We start from the raw sequence: 21,274 nt of genomic DNA on the forward strand, positions 1-21,274 counted from the left end.
TGCATACCTCAATTTTTAGCTATAAAATAATAAGCAAAAAACTAGCATATAATTTTTCATAAATAGTAAATGAATGATAAAGTAAGTTATATTTAATCGATGGATTGCTTTAATGGTTACAATTTTAGAAAATTTCAGTTCATGTTAAAGGATATTTAAAGAAAATAAAGCTTTAAAAAGTATTTTGTTTAAAATTATTTAAATAGAAAGATATTTTATGAAAAAAATAACTTTATTTTTACTTTTCTTAAATTTAGTGTTTGGGCAAGATAAGATATTAAATAATTGGTTTAAAGAGTATAATACAAGCGGCACTTTTGTTTTTTATGATGGAAAAACTTGGGCGAGTAACGACTTTTCAAGGGCTATGGAGACTTTCTCTCCCGCTTCCACTTTTAAAATTTTTAATGCTCTAATTGCACTTGATAGTGGTGTGATAAAAACTAAAAAAGAAATTTTTTATCACTATAGAGGTGAAAAAGTATTTTTATCTTCTTGGGCGCAAGATATGAATTTAAGTTCAGCTATAAAATATTCTAATGTTCTTGCTTTTAAAGAAGTGGCAAGAAGAATTGGTATCAAAACTATGCAAGAATATTTAAACAAGCTTCATTATGGTAATGCTAAAATTTCCAAGATCGATACTTTTTGGCTTGACAACTCACTAAAAATAAGCGCTAAAGAACAAGCAATTTTGCTTTTTAGACTTTCACAAAATAGCTTACCTTTTTCTCAAGAAGCAATGAATAGTGTTAAGGAAATGATTTATTTAAAAAATATGGAAAATTTAGAGCTTTTTGGAAAAACAGGTTTTAATGATGAGCAAAAAATTGCTTGGATTGTAGGTTTTGTGTATTTAAAAGATGAAAATAAATATAAGGCTTTCGCGCTAAATTTAGATATTGATAAATTTGAAGATTTATATAAAAGAGAAAAAATTTTAGAAAAATATTTAGATGAACTTGTAAAAAAAGTTAAAAATGATGGCTAGTGAGTATTTCGTAAAATGCAAAAATACTTAATTGTATGATTTGCGTACACTTAAAGTACTCATTAAAAAATTAAATTTTTGCTCTTATTTATCAAGTTTTCCTACGATGATAGGGTTAAAGGCTTTTATGGATAGCAAAAGCGTATCGCCGATTTTTACATCTTGATAAGCTTTTAGAAATTCCTCTTCACTAAGAGTGATTTTAATAATATCTTGATTTAAAAGCAAGGTTAAAACCACTAAAATATCACTTTTTTTAATTTCTAGCAAAGTTGCACTTAAGCGTAATTTTGCGCTGATATTTGAATGAGTAAAAAATTCATTTTTAGGAAAATCTTTAATAATTTTTCCGTTTTTAAGCTCTAAAATTCTATGACTTAACTTATAAATTTCAGCTAGATCATGACTTACCAATAAAGTACTTATTTTAAAATACTCTAAAATCTTGGTTAATTCATCTTGTAAATTGGCACGCATTTTAAAATCCAAAGCACTCAAAGGTTCATCTAAAAGCAAGATTTTTGGTTCTCTTGCTAAAGCTCTTGCTAAAGCTACTCTTTGTGCCTGCCCCCCACTTAAATGTTTAGGATAAATTTTAGCTAAATTTTCAAGCTTCATTAAGGCTAAAAGCTCGCTAACCTTTGCTTTAGAACTAGCGGCATAGGCGATGTTTTCTTTTATATTCATATTTGGAAAAAGCGCATAATCTTGAAAAACAAAACCAATTTTTCTTTTTTGTAAAGCTAAACTAAAATTTTTTGAAGAATCAAACCAAAGTTCATTATCTACTTCTATACGCCCCAATTTAGGCTTTATAAGTCCCGCTATGATTTTTAAAAGAGTGGTTTTTCCTGCTCCACTTTCGCCAAAAAGTGCAGTAATTTTTCCTGATTCTATATCTTTTTTAAAATTTAAATCCAGTCTTCCTTTAGCGGTATTCATAGGATGATTGATATCAATTCTTATCATTGAAAACTCATTTTTTTATTGATAAAATAAAGACTAAAAAGTACTAAAAAAGAAAAAATAAACAATATAAAAGCATATTGATGGGCTAAGCTATAGTTTAAGATTTCAAGTTCATCATAAATAGCTATACTAGCCACTAAAGTTTCACCTTGTTTATGTCCTCCTATCATCATCACGACTCCAAATTCACCCACAGTATGGGCAAAACTCATCGCACAAGCACTAAAAATTCCTGCTTTAGAATTAGGTAAAATCACTCTAAAAAGAGTATAAATTTTACTTTTACCTAAACTATAAGAAGCATCGAGCAAATTTGGATTGATCGATGAAAAGGCACTTTGCAAAGGATTTACCATAAAAGGCAAAGAAAAAATCAAAGAAGCAAAAACAAGACCTTCAAAACTAAAAACCAAAGAAAGATTAAAATATTCTTTTAAAACTTGCCCTAAAAAACTATTAGCCGAAAAAGTTACAAGCAAATAAAATCCCAAAACACTAGGAGGTAAAATCAAAGGCAAGGAAATAAAGCTTTGAAGGATTGTTTTAAAAGGAAAACGCACAAAACTTAACAAATAAGCTAAAAAAACACCGATAAAAAAAAGGATAAAAGTCGTGATAAAAGCAAGTTTAAAAGTAAGATAAAGGGTTTGTAAAAAAGCTGGATCAAGCACTATGACTCCTTAATACAATATCATTTGCTTTTACAAAACAAAGCCATTCTTGATTTTCACAAATTTCAAGTTCTAAAGCTTTTTCTTTGGTGATAATACTAGAAAGTTCATTACCTTTAAAATCAAAAAATACCTGATATAAAAGTTTGCCTTTTTTAATTTTTGTAATTTTAGCTAAAAAAGAATTTTCAACACTTAAAAGAGTTTTGCTTGCGCTAAAACAAAGCTCATGCTCTTTAAAAAGAAGTTCTACACTCACACCAATTTTTAAATTTTCTAAAGATTTTAATTCAAGCATTAAAACACTAAAAATCACTTCTTTAGAAAGTATTTTAACAATAACTATATCCTCTTGATTTAAAAGCTCACAAATTTGTCCTTTTATAAGGTTCATGGTGTGCTAAATCCGTATTTTTTAAAAATTTCTTTTGCTTTTGAAGAGCCAATAAATTCGTTAAATTCAAAGGCTAATTTTTTATCCTTAGCGTATTTTGTGATGACATAACTTTGCTCTAAAGGGCTAAAATACTTTGCATCAATTATAACAGCCTTACCCTTAGGATGATTGATAGAAGAAACTAAAGAATAAGCCACTATAGCTATATCTGAATTTTTGCTATCTACATGTAAAACAGGCACTGAGATATTTTCGCCTAAAACGATTTTATCCTTAAGAAGCTCATTTAAACCCAAATTTTCAAGCACTTCTTTAGCTGCTACTCCATAAGGAGCTACTTTAGGATTGGCTATGCTTAGATGCGTGATTTTGTTTGCCTTTTCTTTTAAATTTTCAACGCCTCCTTGGAGTAAATTTTCATCCAAGCTATACAAAGCCAAAACTCCCAAAACATAAACTTTTGGTTTTATTAAAGCATTTTTATCATCATAAATAGCCTTAGCATATTTAGTATCCGCTGAAAAAAAGAGATCAAATTCTCTTCCTTGTTTTAAAAGCTCATAATATTTTCCAGAAGCACCAAAAACCAATTCTATTTTATCTTCTGGATGTGTTTTCAAAAACTCATCTTTAACTTCACTCATCGCCTTTGAAGCTGAAGAAGCTACAAAAATACTTAAATTTTGCGCATTTAAACACGAAACAAAAAGCAAAATCCCAAAAAATACTACAAACTTTTTCATTTAGTTTTCCTTGTGTAAAAATTTAATTTTTGGATTATAACACAAAAAATTCATTTTATATCATTTTTGCATAAAATAAATACAGGATGATAAGTGAGTTTGTTTTGAAATTTTTCTTCAAATTCTTTTAAAAAACCTTTATTTAAAGGATAAAATCCTAAAGAATTTACTCCGCTTAATTTTAAATGTCTAAAAACATCTAAAGCATTATCAAAGCTTAATTTTATGAGTTCTTGAGTAATTTTTACTTCATTAAAATAGACTTTAAAAATTTGCTCTAATTCATTTAAGCTAAAATAATTTAAACCAAAACCCGTGCTTTGCTTGATTTCTTTTAAATTTTGCTCTGCAAAAGTAGAAAGAAGTAAAATCCCATTTTGATTTAGCATATCTCTAAGACTTGGTATAATGCGTTTTAAATCAAGCCATTGCAAAGTTGCATTTGAAACAATAAGATCAAATTTCTCTTTACTTAAATCCTGTTTTGCAATTTCGTTCATATCAAAAATTAAAATACTAGAATTTTCTTTAAAATCTAAAATATCGTTTTTTAAATACTCATCAAAAGTAATAAAATTTTGAAGTTTTTTGCTCAATTCACCCCTGCCACAACCAAATTCAAATACTTTTTCAAAATGTGAAATTCTTAAATTTTTTAAAATTTCACAAAGTTTTAAACCCATAAAATCTTGCACTTTTGCATGTTTTTCATAATCTTTTGCTTTTAAAAAATTCAAAGCTCATCCCAAGTTTTAAAATGAAAAAAAGCAAAATGCGGTTCATTTAAAAAAATAAGTTTTGAAAAAGCATTTTTTAAAGCATTTGGTGGAAAAATTTCATCTTTTTTACTTGAATAAACCTTATCCCAAAGCAAATTTTCTTCTTGTTTTACTAAAGCAAAGTCAAAAAGTTTTTCAAGCTCTATTTTTAAAGCTTTTTCATCTTTAAAAATAAAATCTTTAGTTAAATTTTTGCGTTCTTTAAATAAAGCTTCTTTGAAATTTTCTAATTTGAAATTTTGCAAGGTTTTTCTAAAAATTGCAGGATGAATTCCTTTTGATTTATCTATGCCTAAATTTGTGCCATTTATGGCTATTTTTTGTTTAAAATTAAGCTCTTTTAAAAGTCTATTTGCCACACAAACCCCCATAGAAAAAGCGATTAAAAAAAGTTCATCAAAAGCTTTGAAATCAAAATTTAAATCAAAATTTTCATAATCATAAAATAAAATCACATTTTTATCGCTTTTTAAATGCGAAAAATGACTAGAATGTGAAGCAAATCCCCCAAATACCACTATAAGTTTTTTTGAATCAGGATTTTTACATAAAAATTCATATTTCATAAAAGCTCTATTATCCTTTCAAGTTCTTCTGTGTTAAGTCCTGCGTGCAAAGAAAAACGAATTCTGGCTGTATTTTTTGGCACGGTAGGTTCTTTGATCGCAGGAGCAAAAAAACCAGCTTTTTGAAGTTTTTGTGAAATTTCTAAGGCTTTTTTATTTTCACCTAAAAGCAAGCAAATAATATAAGCATCGCCTAAAACGATGTGATTTTTTTCTTGCAATTTACTTTTAAAAAAAGTGCTTAAAAGCTCTAATTTTTCTCTTTCTTTCTTAAAATAAGGCATTTTTTTAAAAATAAATTGCGTCCAAGCTACATTAATAGGTGGCAAGGCTGTAGAATAAATAAAAGCTCTAGCCTTGTTGATGAAAAATTTCTTATATTTTTCATCACATATTATACAAGCACCCATGGAAGCAAGGGCTTTTCCAAAGGTAAAAACCAAAAAATCCACTTCATTTTCTAAGGCTAGTTTTTTAACAAGCCCCAAACCCTCTTCATCAAAACAACCCACGCTGTGTGCTTCATCTATATAAAGCTTAATTTTATCATAACGCCTTTTAAGCTCACACAGAGTTTTAAAATCGCTAAAATCTCCATCCATACTAAACAAAGCTTCGCTTAAAACGATGATATTTTCATAATTTTCATAATGTTTTTGGATTAAACTCTCTAAATGATTCATATCTTTATGATGAAAACGAAAAAAATCAGCCCTGCCAAGTCTTAAGCCATCAATCATACTTGCATGAATAAATTTATCGGTTAGAAAAAGCGTCTTAGAAACGCTAGAAAGTGCTGCTATACAAGAGATATTTAGATGATAGCCACTATTAAAATGTAAAATTTCCTTATCTTTAAATTTAGTCTTTAAAAAACTTTCTAATTTTTCATAAATTTCAAAATTTCCACTCAAACTTCTTGAACTCGAACTTGAAAAAAACAAATCTTGTTCTTTTAGGGTGTTTAAAAACTCAGCTTTTAACTCTTTGGAAGACGCCAAATAAAGATAATCATTTCCTACTAAATTTAAAAGTTTGTGATCTTGCTTATAAACAAATTTATTTTCATGTTTTAAAGGTGTTAGAGTTCTTAGATTGTGATTTTGCTCTAGATCTTGCAAAATTTTTTCAAGCTTCATTTTTTTCCTGTAAATTTAAAAATTTAAAGTATTATTTTGCCAAAATATTTTTAAAAAAGAAGTTATAATGCAAAATCAAATCTTAAAAAATCTCGATTTAAAACACATTTGGCACCCTTGCACACAAATGAAAGATCACGAAACCCTACCTTTAATTCCTATAAAAAAAGCAAAAGGTGTATGGCTTTATGATTTTGATGATAAAGCTTATATGGATTGTGTGAGTTCTTGGTGGGTCAATCTTTTTGGTCATTGTAATGAAAAAATCGCAAATGCCATTAAAAAACAAGTTGATGAGCTAGAGCATGTGATCTTAGCAGGCTTTACACATGAGCCCATTATCAAGCTTTCTGCAAGACTTTGCGAAAAAGTAGGCAGGAATTTTAACAAATGTTTTTATGCAGATAATGGATCAAGTGCTATTGAAGTAGCACTTAAAATGAGTTTTCATTATCATTTAAATAAGGGAGTGAAAAAAAGTAAATTTTTATCTTTAAGCAATTCTTATCATGGTGAAACCTTAGGAGCCTTAAGTGTGGGCGATGTAGCGCTTTATAAAGATACTTACAAAGCCTTGCTTTTAGAGTGTTTAAGCACGCCTGTGCCACAAGGCAAAGACTACACTAAAGAGCTTGAAATTTTAAAAGATATTTTAGAAAAAAATGCAAGTGAAATTTGTGCTTTTATACTTGAACCCTTGGTACAATGTGCAGGAAATATGCATATGTATGAAGCAAGGTTTATTGATGAGGCCATAAAGCTTTGCCATAAATTTGGAGTGCAAGTGATTTTTGATGAAATTGCAGTGGGCTTTGGACGCACAGGAACTTTGTTTGCCTTACATCAATGCAAACAAAGCCCCGATTTTATCTGCCTTTCAAAAGGGATAACGGGTGGATTTATGCCACTTTCTGTAGTGCTTACAAGAGATGAAATTTATAATGCTTTTTATGATACTTATGAAAGCCAAAAGGCTTTTTTACATTCTCATAGCTATACGGGAAATACCTTAGCTTGCGCGGCAGCAAATGCGGTTTTAGATATCTTTGAGGATGAAAATATTTTAGTAAAAAATCAAATTTTAAGCGAGTTTATCAAAAAAGAATTTTCAAGACTTGAAAAATTTGACTTTTTGGGTAATTTTAGAACTTGCGGGATGATCAGTGCTTTTGATATTTTAAGCACCAAGTATAAACGCGTAGGACTTTTTGTATTTCAAAAAGCCTTAGAAAAAGGTTTGCTTTTAAGACCTTTAGCAAATACGATTTATTTTATGCCTCCTTACATCATCACAAAAGAACAAATCGTTTATGTACTAGAGAGTTTAGAGCAGATTTTTAAGGAATTTTAAGTTGTAAAATTTCTTGCATTTGCTCTTTAAAATCTTTATTTAAAATGCTATTTTCATCAAAAAAATCAAGATTGATTATAGGAATTTTTGCATAATTTTTTATAAAATCATCTTGTAAGATATCTTTTTTACCCATCATTACAAGGGCTAAAAGATTGATATTTCTTTGCTTTAAAGCTTCAATGCTAAGCAAGATATGATTAATGCTTCCAAGATAGTATTTTGCTACCAAAATCGTAGGGTGTTTGAAAATATTCACAAAATCAATCATAGTGTAATTTTCATCCATAGGAGAAAAAAGCCCACCCGCAAGCTCAATAAGTAGGTTTTTGCTTTTTGGTAAAATGATATCTAAGGCTTTATAATCAAGCTTTTCTTTGATTTTTCCAAGATGAGGAGAAGCTGGAGTTTGCAAAAAAATACCTTCTTTAAAAATCTTTGTTTTTGGGCTAAATTTTGCAATAAACTCACTATCTGTTGGAGTTCCTGCTTGAATGAGTTTAAAATAATCATAGTTAAAATTCGCACAAAAAGCTGCACTAAAATGTGTTTTTCCTACATCAGTATGTATTCCACTTACATAAATTTGCACAAAAAATCCTCAAGAAAGAAATTTTAAACCCGCTGTACAAGTAATAATCACAGCGATTAAAAAAAGTTTCAAAAAACTTTTACTTTCTTTATAAAAAAGCACTCCTATCATTACCCCACCAGCGGTTCCAGCTCCTGTCCATATAGCATAAGCAACGCTCATAGCGATATTTTGCATACTTAAGCTTAAAAAAGTAAAAGAAAATCCAAAACACACTATCAAAGCTAAAAGGTAAAGCTTGTTTTTAGTGCTTACAAGTTCTTTCATGATCACCACGCCAAAAATTTCACAGGCAGTAGCTAAAAACAAATAAAACCATTCCATAGTTTAAGCTTCCTTGCTTACCCATTTAAGGGCTATAATACTTAAAAGTAAAATTGCTATAAGCACAAGTTTAATTATAGAAACAGCTTCGTTAAAAATAAACATTTCATTTAAAACCACCCCAATAGTGCCAATGCCTACAAAAACACTATAAGTAATACTTACTTCAAGTCTTTCGCAAGCTTTTAAAAAGCAAGTAAAAGAAATACAAACCCCAATGGCTGTTAAAATATACTGCCAAATTTCTGTAGAATATTTAAGTCCACTTACCCAAAAGCACTCTATAATTCCACCTAAGATTATTAAAAACCAAGCTATATTAATATTGAATTTTTCATTCACATGAAGCCTTAAATTAACATAATATTTGTAAAACAAATTATATCTTAAAGAAATTAAAAGAAGCTATAAATTTACTTTTCCATAAGCCAAAATTAGATATAATCAAAGCTCATTTTTTAAGAAAGGATAAAAGATGTTAGAAGGTATCGTTAGAGAGAGTATCGGTAGAAAAGCTGCTAAAGCTTTAAAAAGAGATGGTTATCTAATTGCAAACATCTATGGAAAAGGATTAGAAAACATCAATGCCGCTTTTAAAGTAAATGAGTTTATTAAGGAAGTTCGTAAAAAAACTACTTTAATTTTTGATGTAAAAGTAGGTTCTCAAACTTTAAGCGTTGTAGTTGTGGATTATCAAAAAGATCCTGTAACTGCAGAACTTAAACATGTGGATTTAAAAGTTGCGCAAAAAGGTGTGATTTCTAAATACATGGTTCCAGTTAAAATCACAGGAACAGCTATAGGTCTTAAAAATAAAGGTGTTTTAATTCAATCAAAAAGAAGATTAAAAGTAAAATGTGCAGCTGAAAATTTACCAAATTTCTTCGAACTTGATGTAAGTAAACTTGATGTGGGTGATGCTTTACTTGTTCGTGATATTGTAGTTCCTGCGGGAGTAACTATGATTGATGCTGATAGAGTAGCGGTTGTAGGTGTAGAAAAAGCTAGATGATTTTAGTCGTAGGGCTTGGCAATATAGGCGTAGAGTATGAAAATACCCGTCATAATGTCGGTTTTATGCTAATTGACTTACTTTTAAAAGAAAGCAATTTTACAAATCTTACAAACTCTAAATTTAAAGGAGAGCTTTTTAAAATAGGTTCTTCTTTACTTCTTCTTAAACCTAGTACTTATATGAATAATTCAGGACTTAGCGTAAAAGCAGTGAATGATTTTTATAAATGCGAAAGAATGATAGTTATCCATGATGATATAGATATAAATTTAGGAGCCTTGCGCTTTAAAAAAGGCGGTTCAAGTGGTGGACATAATGGGCTTAAAAGCATAGATACTTTATGTGGAAATGACTATGAAAGAGTGCGTATAGGAGTGGGAAAGGGTGAAAATGTGATTTCCCATGTTTTAGGTAAATTTAAATCCGAAGAAGAAATAACTTTAAGCAAAGTTTTAGAGCATGCAAAAAAAGCTTTGCTTGAGCTTATTGAAAATGATGATTTGTCTGCTATATCATCCAAATACAGCCTAAAGGCTTAAGATGTGGATATTTTTTCGTTTTATTTCAGGGATTTATTTAAAAAATTTTTTTATTATATTTTTTTCTTTACTTGGTTTTTATTGCGGTATTGATTTGCTCTTAAATTTTAAAGATCTACCAAAAGCCGCAAATCTTGATTTGCTTTATGTTATGTTTTTATCTTTTTCGGCAGTGCCTTATGTATTACCCATTTCTTTGATTTTTGCTTTGGTAGTTTCTTTGATTTCTATGATCAGAGCAAATGAATTTGTAAGTCTTTATGCGTTAGGACTGAGTAGAAATTATGTTATTTTATTTCCTTTTTTATGGGCTTTATTTTTTTGTTGTATTTATATAGGATTGAATTTTACTTCTTTTGCTTATGCAAATGATTATAAGAGAAATATTTTGAAAAATGGCACTATTATGAATCAAAGTGGAGAAGTGTTTTTGAAATTTAACAATAATTTTGTTTATATTTCAAAGATAAACAATGGACAAAATAGTGCTCAAAATATAAAAATTTTTAATATTAATGATTTAAATTTAAGCTCTTTTGCAAGTGCTAAAAATGCCCATTTTGAAGGTGAAAGCTGGATTTTGCGAGATGGTAATATTACATTATTACCTAAAAATTATGAACTTGCTAATGATGGTTTAAAGATACAAGATTTCTCCGAGCTTAAATCACTTGAGGGTTTTAAACCAAAGATTATAGAAGGGGTTGCTAGTAATAGTGATTATTCAATATCTGACGCACTTGAAAGTTTTGAGCTTTTTAAGGCGCAAAATGTCAATACAGATACTCTTAAAATCAATCTTTATAAATTTGTTTTTACTCCTTTTTTTGCACCATTTTTAATGCTTATTATGTATTATTTTTTTCCTGTAATAGCAAGATTTTTTAATCTTGCTTTTGTAACTTTTATAGCTTTTGTAGTGACTTTGATGATTTGGGGAGTCTTGTTTTTGCTTACTAGATTAAGCGAAAATAGTGTGATTGCAAGTGAAATTGGCATTGTAGTGCCTATTATAATTTTGGGTTGTTTAAGTGCTTATATGTATTATAAGCATCGATAAATTAAGCTTTGTGTAGTAAAATTATAAAAATTAAAGGTTAAATATGGATTATAAACAATTAAAGCAAGAATTTAATACTCCTTTTTATATTTACAATTTTGATTTCATAAAAGAGCGTTTTTTAAATCTCAAAGAGGCTTTTAAGGCAAGAAAATCTCAAATTTTTTACGCTGTAAAAGCCAATTCAAATTTAAGTTTGTTGCAAATGCTTGCAAATTTAGATAGTGGATTTGATTGTGTAAGTATAGGCGAGGTAAAGCGTGCCTTAAAAGCAGGAGCAAAAGCTTATAAGATTATTTTTAGTGGAGTAGGAAAAACCAAAGAAGAGTTAAGACAAGCTTTAGAATATGATATTTTATATATTAACCTTGAAAGCGAAGCTGAAATGATGCTTTTAGAAAGTGTGGCTAAAGAACTTAATCTAAAGGCAAGAATCAGTATTCGTGTTAATCCAAATGTTGATGCAAAAACTCATCCTTATATTTCTACAGGATTAAATGAAAATAAATTTGGTGTTGAAATTGATATAGCAAGAAAAATGTATCTTTATGCAAAAAATTCATCTTTTTTAGAGCCTGTTGGAGTGCATTTTCATATAGGTTCGCAACTTTTAGATATTTCTCCCATTCATGAAGCAGCAGCCATTGTTGCAAAACTTGTAAGAGAGTTAAAAGCCTTGCAAATCGATCTTAAATTTTTTGATATAGGCGGTGGTTTGGGTGTGGCTTATGAAAAAAATGAGTGCGAACCTGATCTTTATGATTATGCACAAGGTATATTAGCACAACTTCATGGGCTTGATTTAACTATAGGAATGGAGCCTGGAAGGTATCTAGTTGCTAAAAGTGGAGAATTTGTTTGTTCAGTGCTTTATGAAAAACAAAATAAAACCAAGCGTTTTGTTGTAGTAGATGGAGCGATGAATGATCTTATACGCCCAAGTTTATACGAGGCTTATCATGAAATAATCTTACCTTATAATCAAGGCGAAGAGAGTTTATGTGATGTTGTAGGTGGAATTTGTGAGAGTGGGGACTTTTTTGCTAAAGCAAGGTCTTTGCCTAGCACTCAAAGTGATGATATAATGGTTATTAAAAATACTGGAGCTTATGGTTTTAGCATGAGTAGTAATTACAATACTCGTAATAAAGTTTGCGAATTAGCCCTTGAAGAAGGACAGGTAAGATTGATCCGTCAAAGAGAAAATTTTGAAGATCAAATCGCTTTAGAAGAGAAATTTTTAAAGGCTTAAAATGTTTTTTTTAGATGTTCAAGGGACTTTAATTTCTGATCATGATAAATCTTTAATCCATGGTGCTAAAGAACTGATCGATTTTTTAAATGCAAAAAATCTTCCTTATCTTATCATCACTAACAATACAAAAAAACTTGATTTTTTAGAAAAATTACAGCAAAAAGGATTGGTTATAAAAGAAAATGCTTATATTGATCCTTTCAGCGTTTTAAAACACCTTTTAAGACCTTGTAAAGTTGCGGCTTTTGGTGCAGATGAGTTTGTAAAAAGTCTTGAAAATCTTGGTTTTGAGCTCGATTTTGTAAATCCTAGTGCTGTGCTTGTGGCTAGTTATGATGATTTTAAATTTAAAGATTTTGCCACTATGATAGAATTGGCTAGAAGAGAAGTTAGATTTATAGCTATGCACGAAACTAGTATTTATAAAAAAGATGGTAGGCCTTATCCTGGTGTAGGTAGCATTATGGCTATGCTTAAAAATGCTATTGATTTTGAATACGAGGTTGTGGGTAAGCCTAGCATTGCTTTTTATAAAGAAGCTTTAAATTTAATAAGAAGACAAAATTCAAAAATTGATTTTGAAGATATTAAAATCATTAGTGATGATTTTAGGGGTGACTTGCTTAAGGCAAAAGAACTTGGCATGAAAACCTTGCTAGTTTTAAGCGGCAAGATAAGCGACACAAAAGGGCTTGATACGGATTTGCTTGATGGAGTTTATCCTAGTGTTTTTGAGTTTTTAAAGGATCTAAAATGCCAAATTTAGAAGAATTTAGAAATAAAATCGATGCGGTTGATGATAAAATTTTAGATCTTTTAAATGAAAGAATGACTTATGTTAAAAGTATAGGTGAGCTTAAGCAAAGTAGTGGGGGAAGTATTTATCGTCCTGAGCGTGAAAGAGCCATTATCAATCGTTTAAAAAATGCAAATTTAGGACTTTTAGATCAAAATGCCATAGAGGCAATTTATCAAGAAATTTTTGCAGTTTCAAGAAATTTAGAAATGCCTCAAACTATAGCTTATTTAGGGCCTGAAGGAACTTATACACATCAAGCAGCAAGAAGTCGTTTTGGTGCGATGAGTCGTTATATAGCCTTGGCTAATATCGAAGATGTTTTTAAAGAGTTAAGCAACAAAGAAGCAAAATATGGTGTTGTACCTATAGAAAATAATACCGAAGGTGCAGTGGGCATTACTTTAGATTGTCTAGGTAAGTATAATGAGCTTAAAATTTTTGGCGAAATTTATATGGATATTCATCATTCTTTTGTAGGAATTAATGAAAATTTAAAAGAAATCAAACGCATTTATTCGCATCCGCAAGGTTATAATCAATGTCGTAAATTTTTAGAAAGTCATGAACTTAGTGCTATAGAATTTGTTCCTTCAAAATCTACAGCTAATGCAGCTTACCTAGCTTCGCAAGATAAATATGCGGCAGCAATTTGTTCTAGAATAGCGGCTAAGCTTTATAATGTGCCTGTACTTTTTGATAAAATAGAAGATAATGCAGCCAATAAAACAAGATTTTTAATTTTAAGCGATATTAAAAATCCTAAAATGCCAAATTGTAAAACTTCTATTTTAGCACACACAGCACATAAACCTGGGGGACTTAGCTTTTTATTAGAGCAGTTTAAAAAAGAAAATATCAATCTTACTAAGCTTGAATCTCGCCCTGTAAAATCAAAAGAATTTTTACACAGTTTTTATATAGATTTTGAAGGGCATATTGATGATGAAAATGTAAAAAAAGCCTTAAAAGATATACAAGAGATTGTTTGGCTTGGATCTTATTTATCAGGAGAAAAAGATGAAATTTAATGAATTTTTAAATAATTTAAGCAATTATGAACCCGGCAAAGATATAGAAGTTATTGCTAAAGAATATGGCGTTAAAGAAGTGATAAAATTAGCAAGCAATGAAAATCCTTTTGGCACGCCACCAAAAGCTATAGAATGTTTAAGACAAAATGCAAACAAAGCCCATCTTTACCCTGATGATAGTATGATAGAACTTAAAAGCACATTGGCTCAAAAATACAAAGTTCAAAATGAAAATATCATTATCGGTGCAGGCAGTGATCAAGTGATTGAATTTGCTATACATTCTAAGTTAAATTCTAAAAATGCTTTTTTGCAAGCTGGAGTTACTTTTGCTATGTATGAAATTTATGCCAAACAATGTGGTGCAAAGTGTTATAAAACTCAAAGTATTACTCATAATTTAGATGAGTTTAAAAAACTTTATGAAACGCACAAAGATGAAATTAAACTTATTTTTTTATGCTTACCAAACAATCCTTTAGGCGAGTGTTTGGATGCAAGTGAGGCGACCGAGTTTATTAAAGGTGTAAATGAGGATTGTTTAGTTGTGATTGATGCAGCTTATAATGAATTTGCAAGTTTTAAAGATAGCAAAAAACATTTAGAACCTTGTGAATTGATTAAAGAATTTGACAATGTGCTTTATTTGGGAACTTTTTCTAAACTTTATGGATTAGGAGGCTTACGCATTGGTTATGGCATAGCTAATGCTAATATTATTAGTGCATTTTACAAGCTTCGTGCTCCTTTTAATGTGAGCAATCTTGCTTTAAAAGCAGCAGTTGCAGCAATGGATGATGATGAATTTACTGAAAAAACTTTAGAGAATAATTTTTCTCAAATGGAGCTTTATAAAGAATTTGCTAAAAAACATAATATCAAAATTATCGATAGTTATACAAATTTCATCACTTATTTTTTTGATGAAAAAAATAGTACAGATTTGTCTGAAAAATTGCTTAAAAAGGGTATAATAATAAGAAATTTAAAAAGCTATGGTTTAAATGCTATACGCATTACTATAGGAACATCTTATGAAAATGAAAAATTTTTTACAGAATTTGATAAGATTTTAAGATAGATAAATCAAATAAAAATATGTAAAATTCGCTAAACTAAGGGATGAGAATTAATGGATTTTAAAAATATGCTTCATCAAATTGGGCAACTTTATCAAAATTTAACTCGCAAGCAGCGTATAGTGATTGCTGCATCTATTATAGTTGTGGTTGGGTTTTTGGTTTTTTTAGCTTTATTTCATGGAAGTGGTAGTAATGCAAATAATGGATATGCAGTTTTAGTTGAAAATGTAAGCCCAAGTTCTTCTGCTGCAATTGTAGCTAAACTTGAACAAAATAATATTCCCTATAAATTAGAAAGTGAAAATAAAATTTTAGTTCCACAAGATCAGGTTTATCGTCAAAGAATGTTTATTGCAAGCGAAGGTCTTATAAAAGATAGTCGCGTGGGTTTTGAAGCTTTTGATACTCAAGCTTTTGGAGCTACAAATGAAGAGCAAAAGGTAAAATACCAAAGAGCCATAGAAGGCGAACTTGCAAGAACTATTGAGACTTTAGAACCTATTCGTAGCGCTGTTGTACACATAGCATTTCCTAAAGATAGTGTTTTTACTGAAAGGCAAATTCCGCCTACAGCTTCAGTTGTTGTTAATGTTCGCGAAGGCTTAAAGCTTACTAGAAAACAAATTGATGGTATAAAAAATATTGTTTCAGCGGCAGTTCCAAAACTTACTAAAGAAAATGTTAAGATTAGTGATCAAAGTGGTGTGCCTTTAGATGAGCAAGAAGCATATGAAGATGACTTGGTTCGTGCGCAAATTAAATTTAAAAGTGATCAAGAAAAAGCTTTAGAAGATAAGATTATAGAAAATTTAGCTCCTTTTGCAGGTGGCATGGATAAAGTAAAAGTGAGTGTAAATATAGATTTTGATTTTTCCAAGCAAGAATCTCAAAGTGAAATTTATGATCCAAATCCTATAGTACGTAGTGAGCAAACTTTAAACGAGGAAAGAACAGGTAGAAAAGATCCAGAAATTCAGGGTGTTCCAGGTGCTGTTTCTAATATAGGTCCTGTTGAAGGACTTGACAATAAGGGTCAAATTGACACTTATAAAAAAAATCAAGTTACTACAAATAATGAACTTTCTAAAACTATCACAAATACCAAAAAACAATTTGCAACAGTTTTACGCACTTCAGCAGCTGTTACTATAGATGGAAAATATCAAGATGTGGTTGATGAAAATGGGGATGTGAAAAGCGAATATGTCCCATTGACTAAAGAAGAGCTTGCAAGTGTTGAGAGTATAGTTAAAAATACTATTAATTTTAGCGCTACTAGAGGTGATAGTGTTGTGGTGCAAAATTTACCATTTCATCGTGAGTCGATTAGAGTTGAGAGTAAAGTTAAAACTTTTTACAATCGTTTTGTTGAGCCATTTATTCCGCCGGTTAAATACTTTATTGCAGCGATTTTACTTTTTATTTTTTACAAAAAAGTTATTGCTCCATTTACTCAAAAAATGCTTGAAGATGTCGCAGCACAAGAGGAAATGCAGCAAGGTCCAAATGCTGTTTTAGATGATGCTGAAGATGCTTTAGAGAAATTTAATGCAGCAAGGAAAAAAGTTGAAGAACAACTTGGTTTTGGGGATAACTTCAATGAAGATTCTATCCAGTATGAGGTTTTGCTTGAAAAATTGCGTGGTTTGGTAAGTGATAAAGGTGAGGAAATTGCAGCACTTTTGCAAAACTTAATTCAAAATGATAGCGAATTTGGCGAAAAGGATATGTGATGATAAAGCTAAGTGAAGAACAAAAAATGGTCTATGATGATTTATCGATGCCTGAGAAGGTAGCGATATTTCTTATACAACTTGGCGAAGATGCAACCACTTCTGTGTTTTCACATATGGAAATTGATGTAATCACAGAAATTTCACGTTATATTGCTATGGCTAAAAATGTTGATAGATCTGTAGCTACTGCAGTTTTAGAAGAATTTTACACTCTGCTTCAATCAAATCAATATATTAAAAGTGGTGGTTTGGAATATGCTAAAGAAATACTTTTTCGTACTTTTGGACCAGAGATTGCAAATAAAATTCTTGAAAAACTCACTAAAAGTATGGAGAATAATCAAAATTTTGCTTATTTGGCGCAAATTAAACCACAGCAACTTGCAGACTTTATTACCAAAGAGCACCCACAAACCATCGCTCTTATTTTGGCACACATGGATTCTATTCATGCGGCAGAAACTTTAGAGTATTTTAGCGATGAATTAAGGGCTGAGGTGGTTATAAGAATGGCAAATCTTGGTGATATTTCTCCAAGTATTATTAAAAGAGTTTCTGCAGTGCTAGAAAGCAAGCTTGAAAGTCTTACCTCTTATAAGGTTGAAGTGGGCGGCCCAAGAGCAGTAGCAGAAGTGCTTAATCGTTTGGGTCAAAAAGCAAGCAAATCAACCATTACTTATATTGAACAAAGTGATGAACGCTTAGCAGAGACTATTAAAGAGCTTATGTTTACTTTCGATGATATACAAAAACTTAGCACTCAGGCTATAAGAGAAATTTTAAAAGTAGCCGATAAGCGTGATTTAATGATAGGTTTAAAAGGTGCAAGTGAAGAGTTAAAGCAAAAATTCTTAGCCAATATGTCTACGCGTGCAAGCGAAGCTTTTCTTGAAGAAATGGGTTTTTTGGGTGCTGTGCGTGTTAAAGATGTTGAAGATGCACAAAGAAAGGTTGTTGAAGTGGTGCAAAAACTTGCAGAACAAGGTCTTGTTCAAACAGGCGATGCGGATGAAATGATAGAGTAGGTGAGAGATGGTTAATCGTAGTAATGTAATTTCTGGTGGGGCTTCTGATCAGCATGTTGTTGAAGGATATCGTTTTAAAGTTATTTCAGAATTTGATAATCATACAGGTGAAAAAAAACATACTCAAACTCCAGATGAAGAAAATACTAATATATCTTTAAATGACGAAAAACCAGTCGAAGAAAATCAAGTCATTGCCTCTACACAAGCTGTTATGGAAACTCAAATTCCAACATTTCAACCAAGCTTTGTTGAAGATTTACTTAAAAAAACAGATGAAATGTCAAGCAATATTATTAAACTTCAAATGCAAATAGAAAGCCAAGAGAATGAATTTAATAACCGCTTAAATTCAGAACTTGAAAATGCTAAAGAAAAATTTACCAAAGAGGGTTATGAGAAAGCAAAAGAAGAATTTCAAAAGGAATTGAGTGATTTTAAAGATAAGTATTTAAAAAGTATAGCCAAACTTGATAATGCTTGCGAAAATCTTGAAAATTTCATAGAAAAAAATGAGAAAGAATTAGCAGATACTGCTATAGATATCGCTAAAGAAGTAATCTTAAAAGAACTTGAACTAAATTCAAGTAAGATAGCTTATGCTTTGGCTAAAGATTTAATCGGTGAGCTTAAGGGTGCTAGTGCAATTGAGCTTAAGGTTAATGCAGAGGATTATGAGTATTTAAAAGAGCAATTTGATCAGAATGCTCATATTAAAATAAGTCTTGATGATGCAATTAGCAAAGGAAGTGTTGTTATTATAAGTGACGCAGGCAATATAGAATCCAATCTTAACTCTCGTCTAACTAAAATTAAAAAAATGGTGAATAATGAGTAAAAAATTTGCCCATACTCAAGAAGAGTTAGAAAAGCTAAGTTTAAAAGAATTAGAAAATTTAGCAGCATCTATGCGTGAAAAAATCATACAAGTTGTGAGTAAAAATGGTGGGCATTTAAGTTCAAATTTGGGTGCTGTAGAACTTAGTATAGCAATGCATTTGGTTTTTGATGCAAAAAAAGATCCTTTTATTTTTGATGTGTCGCATCAGTCTTATACACACAAGCTTTTAAGCGGAAAAGAAGAAATATTTGATACTTTAAGACAAATCAATGGTTTAAGTGGTTATACAAAACCTAGCGAGGGAGATTATTTTGTAGCAGGGCATTCTAGTACCTCTATTTCTTTGGCAGTAGGTGCTTGTAAGGCTATTGCTTTAAAGGGTGAAAAGCGTATTCCTGTTGCTTTGATTGGAGATGGTGCTTTAAGTGCGGGTATGGCCTATGAGGCTTTAAATGAATTGGGTGATTCTAAATTTCCTTGCGTAATACTTTTAAATGATAATGAAATGAGTATTTCAAAACCAATTGGAGCAATTTCAAAGTATCTTTCTCAGGCTATGGCAACGCAGTTTTATCAAAGTTTTAAAAAGCGTATTGCTAAAATGTTGGATATATTGCCTGATAGTGCTACTTATATGGCCAAGCGTTTTGAAGAGAGTTTTAAACTTATTACCCCTGGGCTTTTGTTTGAAGAATTAGGGCTTGAATATATAGGGCCTATTGATGGACATAATTTAGGTGAAATTATTTCTGCATTAAAACAAGCAAAAGCTATGCAAAAGCCTTGTGTGATACATGCTCAAACCATAAAGGGTAAAGGCTATGCTTTAGCTGAAGGAAAACATGCTAAATGGCACGGGGTGGGAGCCTTTGATATAGATAGTGGAGAGAGTGTTAAAAAAAGTGATACTAAAAAATCTGCTACTGAAATTTTTTCTAAAAATTTGCTTGATTTAGCCTCAAAATATGAAAATATTGTTGGGGTTACGGCGGCTATGCCAAGTGGAACAGGTCTTGATAAGCTTATAGAAAAATATCCAAATCGTTTTTGGGATGTGGCTATTGCAGAACAGCATGCAGTAACTTCTATGGCCGCTATGGCAAAAGAAGGATTTAAACCTTTTATTGCAATATATAGCACCTTTTTGCAGCGTGCTTATGATCAAGTGATCCATGATTGTGCGATTATGAATTTAAATGTGGTTTTTGCTATGGATAGGGCAGGGATAGTAGGCGAAGATGGGGAGACGCATCAAGGTGTTTTTGATCTTAGTTTTTTAGCTCCTTTGCCAAATTTCACTCTTTTAGCCCCAAGAGATGAACAAATGATGCAAAATATAATGGAGTATGCTTATTTACATCAAGGACCTATTGCTTTGCGTTATCCTAGAGGGAGTTTTATTTTGGATAAAGAATTTAATCCTTGTGAGATAAAACTTGGTAAGGCACAATGGCTTGTAAAAAATAATAGTGAAATTGCTTTTTTAGGTTATGGACAAGGTGTGGCAAAAGCGTGGCAAGTCTTAAGAGCCTTGCAAGAAATGAATAATAATGCTAATTTGATTGATTTAATTTTTGCTAAACCTTTAGATGAAGAGCTTTTGTGTGAGCTTGCTAAAAAAAGTAAAATTTGGTTTATTTTTAGTGAAAATGTTAAAATTGGCGGTATAGAAAGTTTAATTAATAATTTTTTACAAAAATATGATTTGCATGTAAAAGTTGTTAGCTTTGAATATGAAGACAAATTTATTGAACATGGAAAAACAAGTGAGGTGGAAAAAAATCTAGAAAAAGATGTCAATAGTTTGTTGACGAAAGTTTTAAAATTTTATCATTAAATAATAAAAAATATTATTTAATATAAACTTCTTTTAATGAAAATTTTATTATTATTTTTACTTAAAAAAGCAAGGAATAAATAAAATGGAATTACTACAAATGCTTAAAAAACATGAGTTAAAAGCTACTCCGCAAAGACTATGTGTTTTAAAAATTTTAAAAAGACATGAGCATCCTAATATTGATGAATTATATATAGAAATTAAAAAAGAATACCCTTCAATCTCTTTAGCGACGGTTTATAAAAATCTTAATACTTTACAAGAACAAGGTTTAGTTGTTGAAATCAATGTTTTAAATCAAAAAACTTGTTACGATATCTATGAAGAAGAACATATTCATGTTGTTTGCACCAAATGTGGTGGTATAGAGGATTTAAGTTTTAAAGATGCTAAGCTTTATGAATATCAAGAGCATTTAGAAAAAAAGATAGGCAATCTCGTCAATCATCTGTCTGTTTGTGCTTATGTTGATAATTGCAAAAAGTGTCATTAAGCAAAATAAGGTTAAAATAACCCATATATTTTAAGG

General features: G+C 30.4%; 24 protein-coding genes. 14 read left to right on the plus strand and 10 right to left on the minus strand.

Annotated elements, in window-relative coordinates; all coding sequences use genetic code 11:
- The first annotated feature begins 217 nt into the window (after nucleotides 1–217).
- A complete protein-coding gene (locus tag FBF02_RS01430) occupies nucleotides 218–991 on the plus strand; it encodes an OXA-61 family class D beta-lactamase OXA-193 (protein ID WP_002783228.1) in 774 nt (257 codons plus the stop codon).
- An 84-nt stretch (nucleotides 992–1,075) separates the two neighbouring features.
- On the opposite strand, the gene FBF02_RS01435 is transcribed toward FBF02_RS01430, so the two are convergent.
- The 7 genes from FBF02_RS01435 to FBF02_RS01465 are packed head-to-tail and all read right to left on the minus strand — an operon-like array spanning nucleotide 1,076 to nucleotide 6,255.
- Nucleotides 1,076–1,960: a sulfate/molybdate ABC transporter ATP-binding protein gene (locus FBF02_RS01435; protein ID WP_002816233.1), complete on the minus strand. Its 885-nt coding sequence runs from the start codon at nucleotides 1,958–1,960 to the stop codon at nucleotides 1,076–1,078.
- Nucleotides 1,957–2,631 carry a molybdate ABC transporter permease subunit gene (modB, locus tag FBF02_RS01440; RefSeq protein WP_002857391.1) on the minus strand — a complete coding sequence of 225 codons (675 nt, stop codon included), beginning with the start codon at nucleotides 2,629–2,631 and terminating at the stop codon, nucleotides 1,957–1,959. The genes FBF02_RS01435 and modB overlap by 4 nt, the downstream gene beginning before the upstream one ends.
- On the minus strand, nucleotides 2,624–3,025 hold the full coding sequence (locus FBF02_RS01445; RefSeq protein WP_002857328.1) for a molybdenum-pterin-binding protein: 402 nt from the start codon (nucleotides 3,023–3,025) through the stop codon (nucleotides 2,624–2,626). Before FBF02_RS01445 ends, modB begins: the two co-directional genes overlap by 8 nt.
- Entirely contained in the window at nucleotides 3,022–3,771 is a 750-nt protein-coding gene (gene modA, locus FBF02_RS01450) for a molybdate ABC transporter substrate-binding protein (protein WP_002857589.1), read from the minus strand. Before modA ends, FBF02_RS01445 begins: the two co-directional genes overlap by 4 nt.
- A gap of 50 nt (nucleotides 3,772–3,821) precedes the next feature.
- Nucleotides 3,822–4,508, minus strand: coding sequence for a malonyl-ACP O-methyltransferase BioC (gene bioC / locus FBF02_RS01455; protein ID WP_002816240.1), 687 nt, complete (start codon nucleotides 4,506–4,508; stop codon nucleotides 3,822–3,824).
- Complete coding sequence (locus tag FBF02_RS01460; protein ID WP_002816243.1) at nucleotides 4,505–5,116, minus strand: DUF452 family protein; 612 nt, start codon at nucleotides 5,114–5,116, stop codon at nucleotides 4,505–4,507. Before FBF02_RS01460 ends, bioC begins: the two co-directional genes overlap by 4 nt.
- Nucleotides 5,113–6,255 carry a pyridoxal phosphate-dependent aminotransferase family protein gene (locus tag FBF02_RS01465; RefSeq protein WP_002816245.1) on the minus strand — a complete coding sequence of 381 codons (1,143 nt, stop codon included), beginning with the start codon at nucleotides 6,253–6,255 and terminating at the stop codon, nucleotides 5,113–5,115. Before FBF02_RS01465 ends, FBF02_RS01460 begins: the two co-directional genes overlap by 4 nt.
- Before the next feature lie 67 nt (nucleotides 6,256–6,322).
- Here FBF02_RS01465 and FBF02_RS01470 point away from each other — a divergent pair, with 67 nt between their 5' ends.
- On the plus strand, nucleotides 6,323–7,606 hold the full coding sequence (locus FBF02_RS01470; RefSeq protein ID WP_002816247.1) for an adenosylmethionine--8-amino-7-oxononanoate transaminase: 1,284 nt from the start codon (nucleotides 6,323–6,325) through the stop codon (nucleotides 7,604–7,606).
- Here the strand turns inward: FBF02_RS01470 and bioD are convergent.
- The 3 genes from bioD to FBF02_RS01485 are packed head-to-tail and all read right to left on the minus strand — an operon-like array spanning nucleotide 7,593 to nucleotide 8,864.
- The gene (gene bioD, locus FBF02_RS01475) at nucleotides 7,593–8,198 is read right to left on the minus strand and encodes an ATP-dependent dethiobiotin synthetase BioD (RefSeq protein WP_002816248.1); all 606 of its coding nucleotides are present in this window, start codon (nucleotides 8,196–8,198) and stop codon (nucleotides 7,593–7,595) included. The two genes, FBF02_RS01470 and bioD, sit on opposite strands and share 14 nt — an antisense overlap.
- Before the next feature lie 9 nt (nucleotides 8,199–8,207).
- On the minus strand, nucleotides 8,208–8,522 hold the full coding sequence (locus FBF02_RS01480) for a multidrug efflux SMR transporter (RefSeq protein ID WP_002783223.1): 315 nt from the start codon (nucleotides 8,520–8,522) through the stop codon (nucleotides 8,208–8,210).
- A 3-nt stretch (nucleotides 8,523–8,525) separates the two neighbouring features.
- Entirely contained in the window at nucleotides 8,526–8,864 is a 339-nt protein-coding gene (locus FBF02_RS01485; protein ID WP_002783219.1) for a multidrug efflux SMR transporter, read from the minus strand.
- A gap of 133 nt (nucleotides 8,865–8,997) precedes the next feature.
- On the opposite strand from FBF02_RS01485, the gene FBF02_RS01490 reads away from it, so the two are divergent.
- From FBF02_RS01490 to perR, 12 genes are all read left to right on the plus strand, one after another.
- Nucleotides 8,998–9,534: a 50S ribosomal protein L25/general stress protein Ctc gene (locus tag FBF02_RS01490; RefSeq protein ID WP_002791314.1), complete on the plus strand. Its 537-nt coding sequence runs from the start codon at nucleotides 8,998–9,000 to the stop codon at nucleotides 9,532–9,534.
- Complete coding sequence (gene pth, locus FBF02_RS01495; protein ID WP_002858659.1) at nucleotides 9,531–10,076, plus strand: aminoacyl-tRNA hydrolase; 546 nt, start codon at nucleotides 9,531–9,533, stop codon at nucleotides 10,074–10,076. Before FBF02_RS01490 ends, pth begins: the two co-directional genes overlap by 4 nt.
- Nucleotide 10,077: 1 nt before the next feature.
- Nucleotides 10,078–11,136 (plus strand): LptF/LptG family permease, encoded by a 1,059-nt coding sequence (locus FBF02_RS01500; protein WP_002858697.1) that lies wholly within the window; start codon nucleotides 10,078–10,080, stop codon nucleotides 11,134–11,136.
- A 43-nt stretch (nucleotides 11,137–11,179) separates the two neighbouring features.
- Nucleotides 11,180–12,388 carry a diaminopimelate decarboxylase gene (gene lysA, locus FBF02_RS01505; protein ID WP_002858733.1) on the plus strand — a complete coding sequence of 403 codons (1,209 nt, stop codon included), beginning with the start codon at nucleotides 11,180–11,182 and terminating at the stop codon, nucleotides 12,386–12,388.
- A gap of 1 nt (nucleotide 12,389) precedes the next feature.
- Entirely contained in the window at nucleotides 12,390–13,157 is a 768-nt protein-coding gene (locus FBF02_RS01510) for an HAD-IIA family hydrolase (RefSeq protein ID WP_002858702.1), read from the plus strand.
- Nucleotides 13,145–14,218 (plus strand): prephenate dehydratase, encoded by a 1,074-nt coding sequence (pheA, locus tag FBF02_RS01515; RefSeq protein ID WP_002858741.1) that lies wholly within the window; start codon nucleotides 13,145–13,147, stop codon nucleotides 14,216–14,218. The genes FBF02_RS01510 and pheA overlap by 13 nt, the downstream gene beginning before the upstream one ends.
- Nucleotides 14,208–15,302, plus strand: a complete 1,095-nt coding sequence (gene hisC / locus FBF02_RS01520; protein ID WP_002858650.1) for a histidinol-phosphate transaminase — start codon at nucleotides 14,208–14,210, stop codon at nucleotides 15,300–15,302. Before pheA ends, hisC begins: the two co-directional genes overlap by 11 nt.
- A 51-nt stretch (nucleotides 15,303–15,353) precedes the next feature.
- Nucleotides 15,354–17,036: a flagellar basal-body MS-ring/collar protein FliF gene (gene fliF / locus FBF02_RS01525; protein ID WP_002858669.1), complete on the plus strand. Its 1,683-nt coding sequence runs from the start codon at nucleotides 15,354–15,356 to the stop codon at nucleotides 17,034–17,036.
- Nucleotides 17,036–18,064 (plus strand): flagellar motor switch protein FliG, encoded by a 1,029-nt coding sequence (gene fliG, locus FBF02_RS01530; RefSeq protein ID WP_002854670.1) that lies wholly within the window; start codon nucleotides 17,036–17,038, stop codon nucleotides 18,062–18,064. The genes fliF and fliG overlap by 1 nt, the downstream gene beginning before the upstream one ends.
- Before the next feature lie 7 nt (nucleotides 18,065–18,071).
- Nucleotides 18,072–18,902: a flagellar assembly protein FliH gene (gene fliH, locus FBF02_RS01535; protein ID WP_002858748.1), complete on the plus strand. Its 831-nt coding sequence runs from the start codon at nucleotides 18,072–18,074 to the stop codon at nucleotides 18,900–18,902.
- Nucleotides 18,895–20,742, plus strand: a complete 1,848-nt coding sequence (dxs, locus tag FBF02_RS01540) for a 1-deoxy-D-xylulose-5-phosphate synthase (RefSeq protein WP_002858717.1) — start codon at nucleotides 18,895–18,897, stop codon at nucleotides 20,740–20,742. The genes fliH and dxs overlap by 8 nt, the downstream gene beginning before the upstream one ends.
- An 85-nt stretch (nucleotides 20,743–20,827) precedes the next feature.
- Entirely contained in the window at nucleotides 20,828–21,238 is a 411-nt protein-coding gene (perR, locus tag FBF02_RS01545) for a peroxide-responsive transcriptional repressor PerR (protein ID WP_002858684.1), read from the plus strand.
- The last annotated feature ends 36 nt before the right edge of the window (nucleotides 21,239–21,274 follow it).

This window comes from Campylobacter sp. CFSAN093226 (genome assembly GCF_012897595.1).
Taxonomy (GTDB): domain Bacteria; phylum Campylobacterota; class Campylobacteria; order Campylobacterales; family Campylobacteraceae; genus Campylobacter_D; species Campylobacter_D jejuni.

Excerpts from the sequence above, each read along its gene's own strand:
- pth (WP_002858659.1), top strand. The coding sequence starts at position 9,531 with ATGATTTTAGTCGTAGGGCTTGGCAATATAGGCGTAGAGTATGAAAAT.
- FBF02_RS01460 (WP_002816243.1), bottom strand. The coding sequence starts at position 5,116 with ATGAAATATGAATTTTTATGTAAAAATCCTGATTCAAAAAAACTTATA.
- hisC (WP_002858650.1), top strand. The coding sequence starts at position 14,208 with ATGAAATTTAATGAATTTTTAAATAATTTAAGCAATTATGAACCCGGC.
- FBF02_RS01490 (WP_002791314.1), top strand. The coding sequence starts at position 8,998 with ATGTTAGAAGGTATCGTTAGAGAGAGTATCGGTAGAAAAGCTGCTAAA.
- perR (WP_002858684.1), top strand. The coding sequence starts at position 20,828 with ATGGAATTACTACAAATGCTTAAAAAACATGAGTTAAAAGCTACTCCG.
- FBF02_RS01445 (WP_002857328.1), bottom strand. The coding sequence starts at position 3,025 with ATGAACCTTATAAAAGGACAAATTTGTGAGCTTTTAAATCAAGAGGAT.
- FBF02_RS01465 (WP_002816245.1), bottom strand. The coding sequence starts at position 6,255 with ATGAAGCTTGAAAAAATTTTGCAAGATCTAGAGCAAAATCACAATCTA.
- fliH (WP_002858748.1), top strand. The coding sequence starts at position 18,072 with ATGGTTAATCGTAGTAATGTAATTTCTGGTGGGGCTTCTGATCAGCAT.
- FBF02_RS01480 (WP_002783223.1), bottom strand. The coding sequence starts at position 8,522 with ATGGAATGGTTTTATTTGTTTTTAGCTACTGCCTGTGAAATTTTTGGC.
- FBF02_RS01435 (WP_002816233.1), bottom strand. The coding sequence starts at position 1,960 with ATGATAAGAATTGATATCAATCATCCTATGAATACCGCTAAAGGAAGA.
- fliG (WP_002854670.1), top strand. The coding sequence starts at position 17,036 with ATGATAAAGCTAAGTGAAGAACAAAAAATGGTCTATGATGATTTATCG.
- fliF (WP_002858669.1), top strand. The coding sequence starts at position 15,354 with ATGGATTTTAAAAATATGCTTCATCAAATTGGGCAACTTTATCAAAAT.
- lysA (WP_002858733.1), top strand. The coding sequence starts at position 11,180 with ATGGATTATAAACAATTAAAGCAAGAATTTAATACTCCTTTTTATATT.
- FBF02_RS01500 (WP_002858697.1), top strand. The coding sequence starts at position 10,078 with ATGTGGATATTTTTTCGTTTTATTTCAGGGATTTATTTAAAAAATTTT.
- modA (WP_002857589.1), bottom strand. The coding sequence starts at position 3,771 with ATGAAAAAGTTTGTAGTATTTTTTGGGATTTTGCTTTTTGTTTCGTGT.
- pheA (WP_002858741.1), top strand. The coding sequence starts at position 13,145 with ATGCCAAATTTAGAAGAATTTAGAAATAAAATCGATGCGGTTGATGAT.
- FBF02_RS01510 (WP_002858702.1), top strand. The coding sequence starts at position 12,390 with ATGTTTTTTTTAGATGTTCAAGGGACTTTAATTTCTGATCATGATAAA.
- FBF02_RS01470 (WP_002816247.1), top strand. The coding sequence starts at position 6,323 with ATGCAAAATCAAATCTTAAAAAATCTCGATTTAAAACACATTTGGCAC.
- dxs (WP_002858717.1), top strand. The coding sequence starts at position 18,895 with ATGAGTAAAAAATTTGCCCATACTCAAGAAGAGTTAGAAAAGCTAAGT.
- FBF02_RS01430 (WP_002783228.1), top strand. The coding sequence starts at position 218 with ATGAAAAAAATAACTTTATTTTTACTTTTCTTAAATTTAGTGTTTGGG.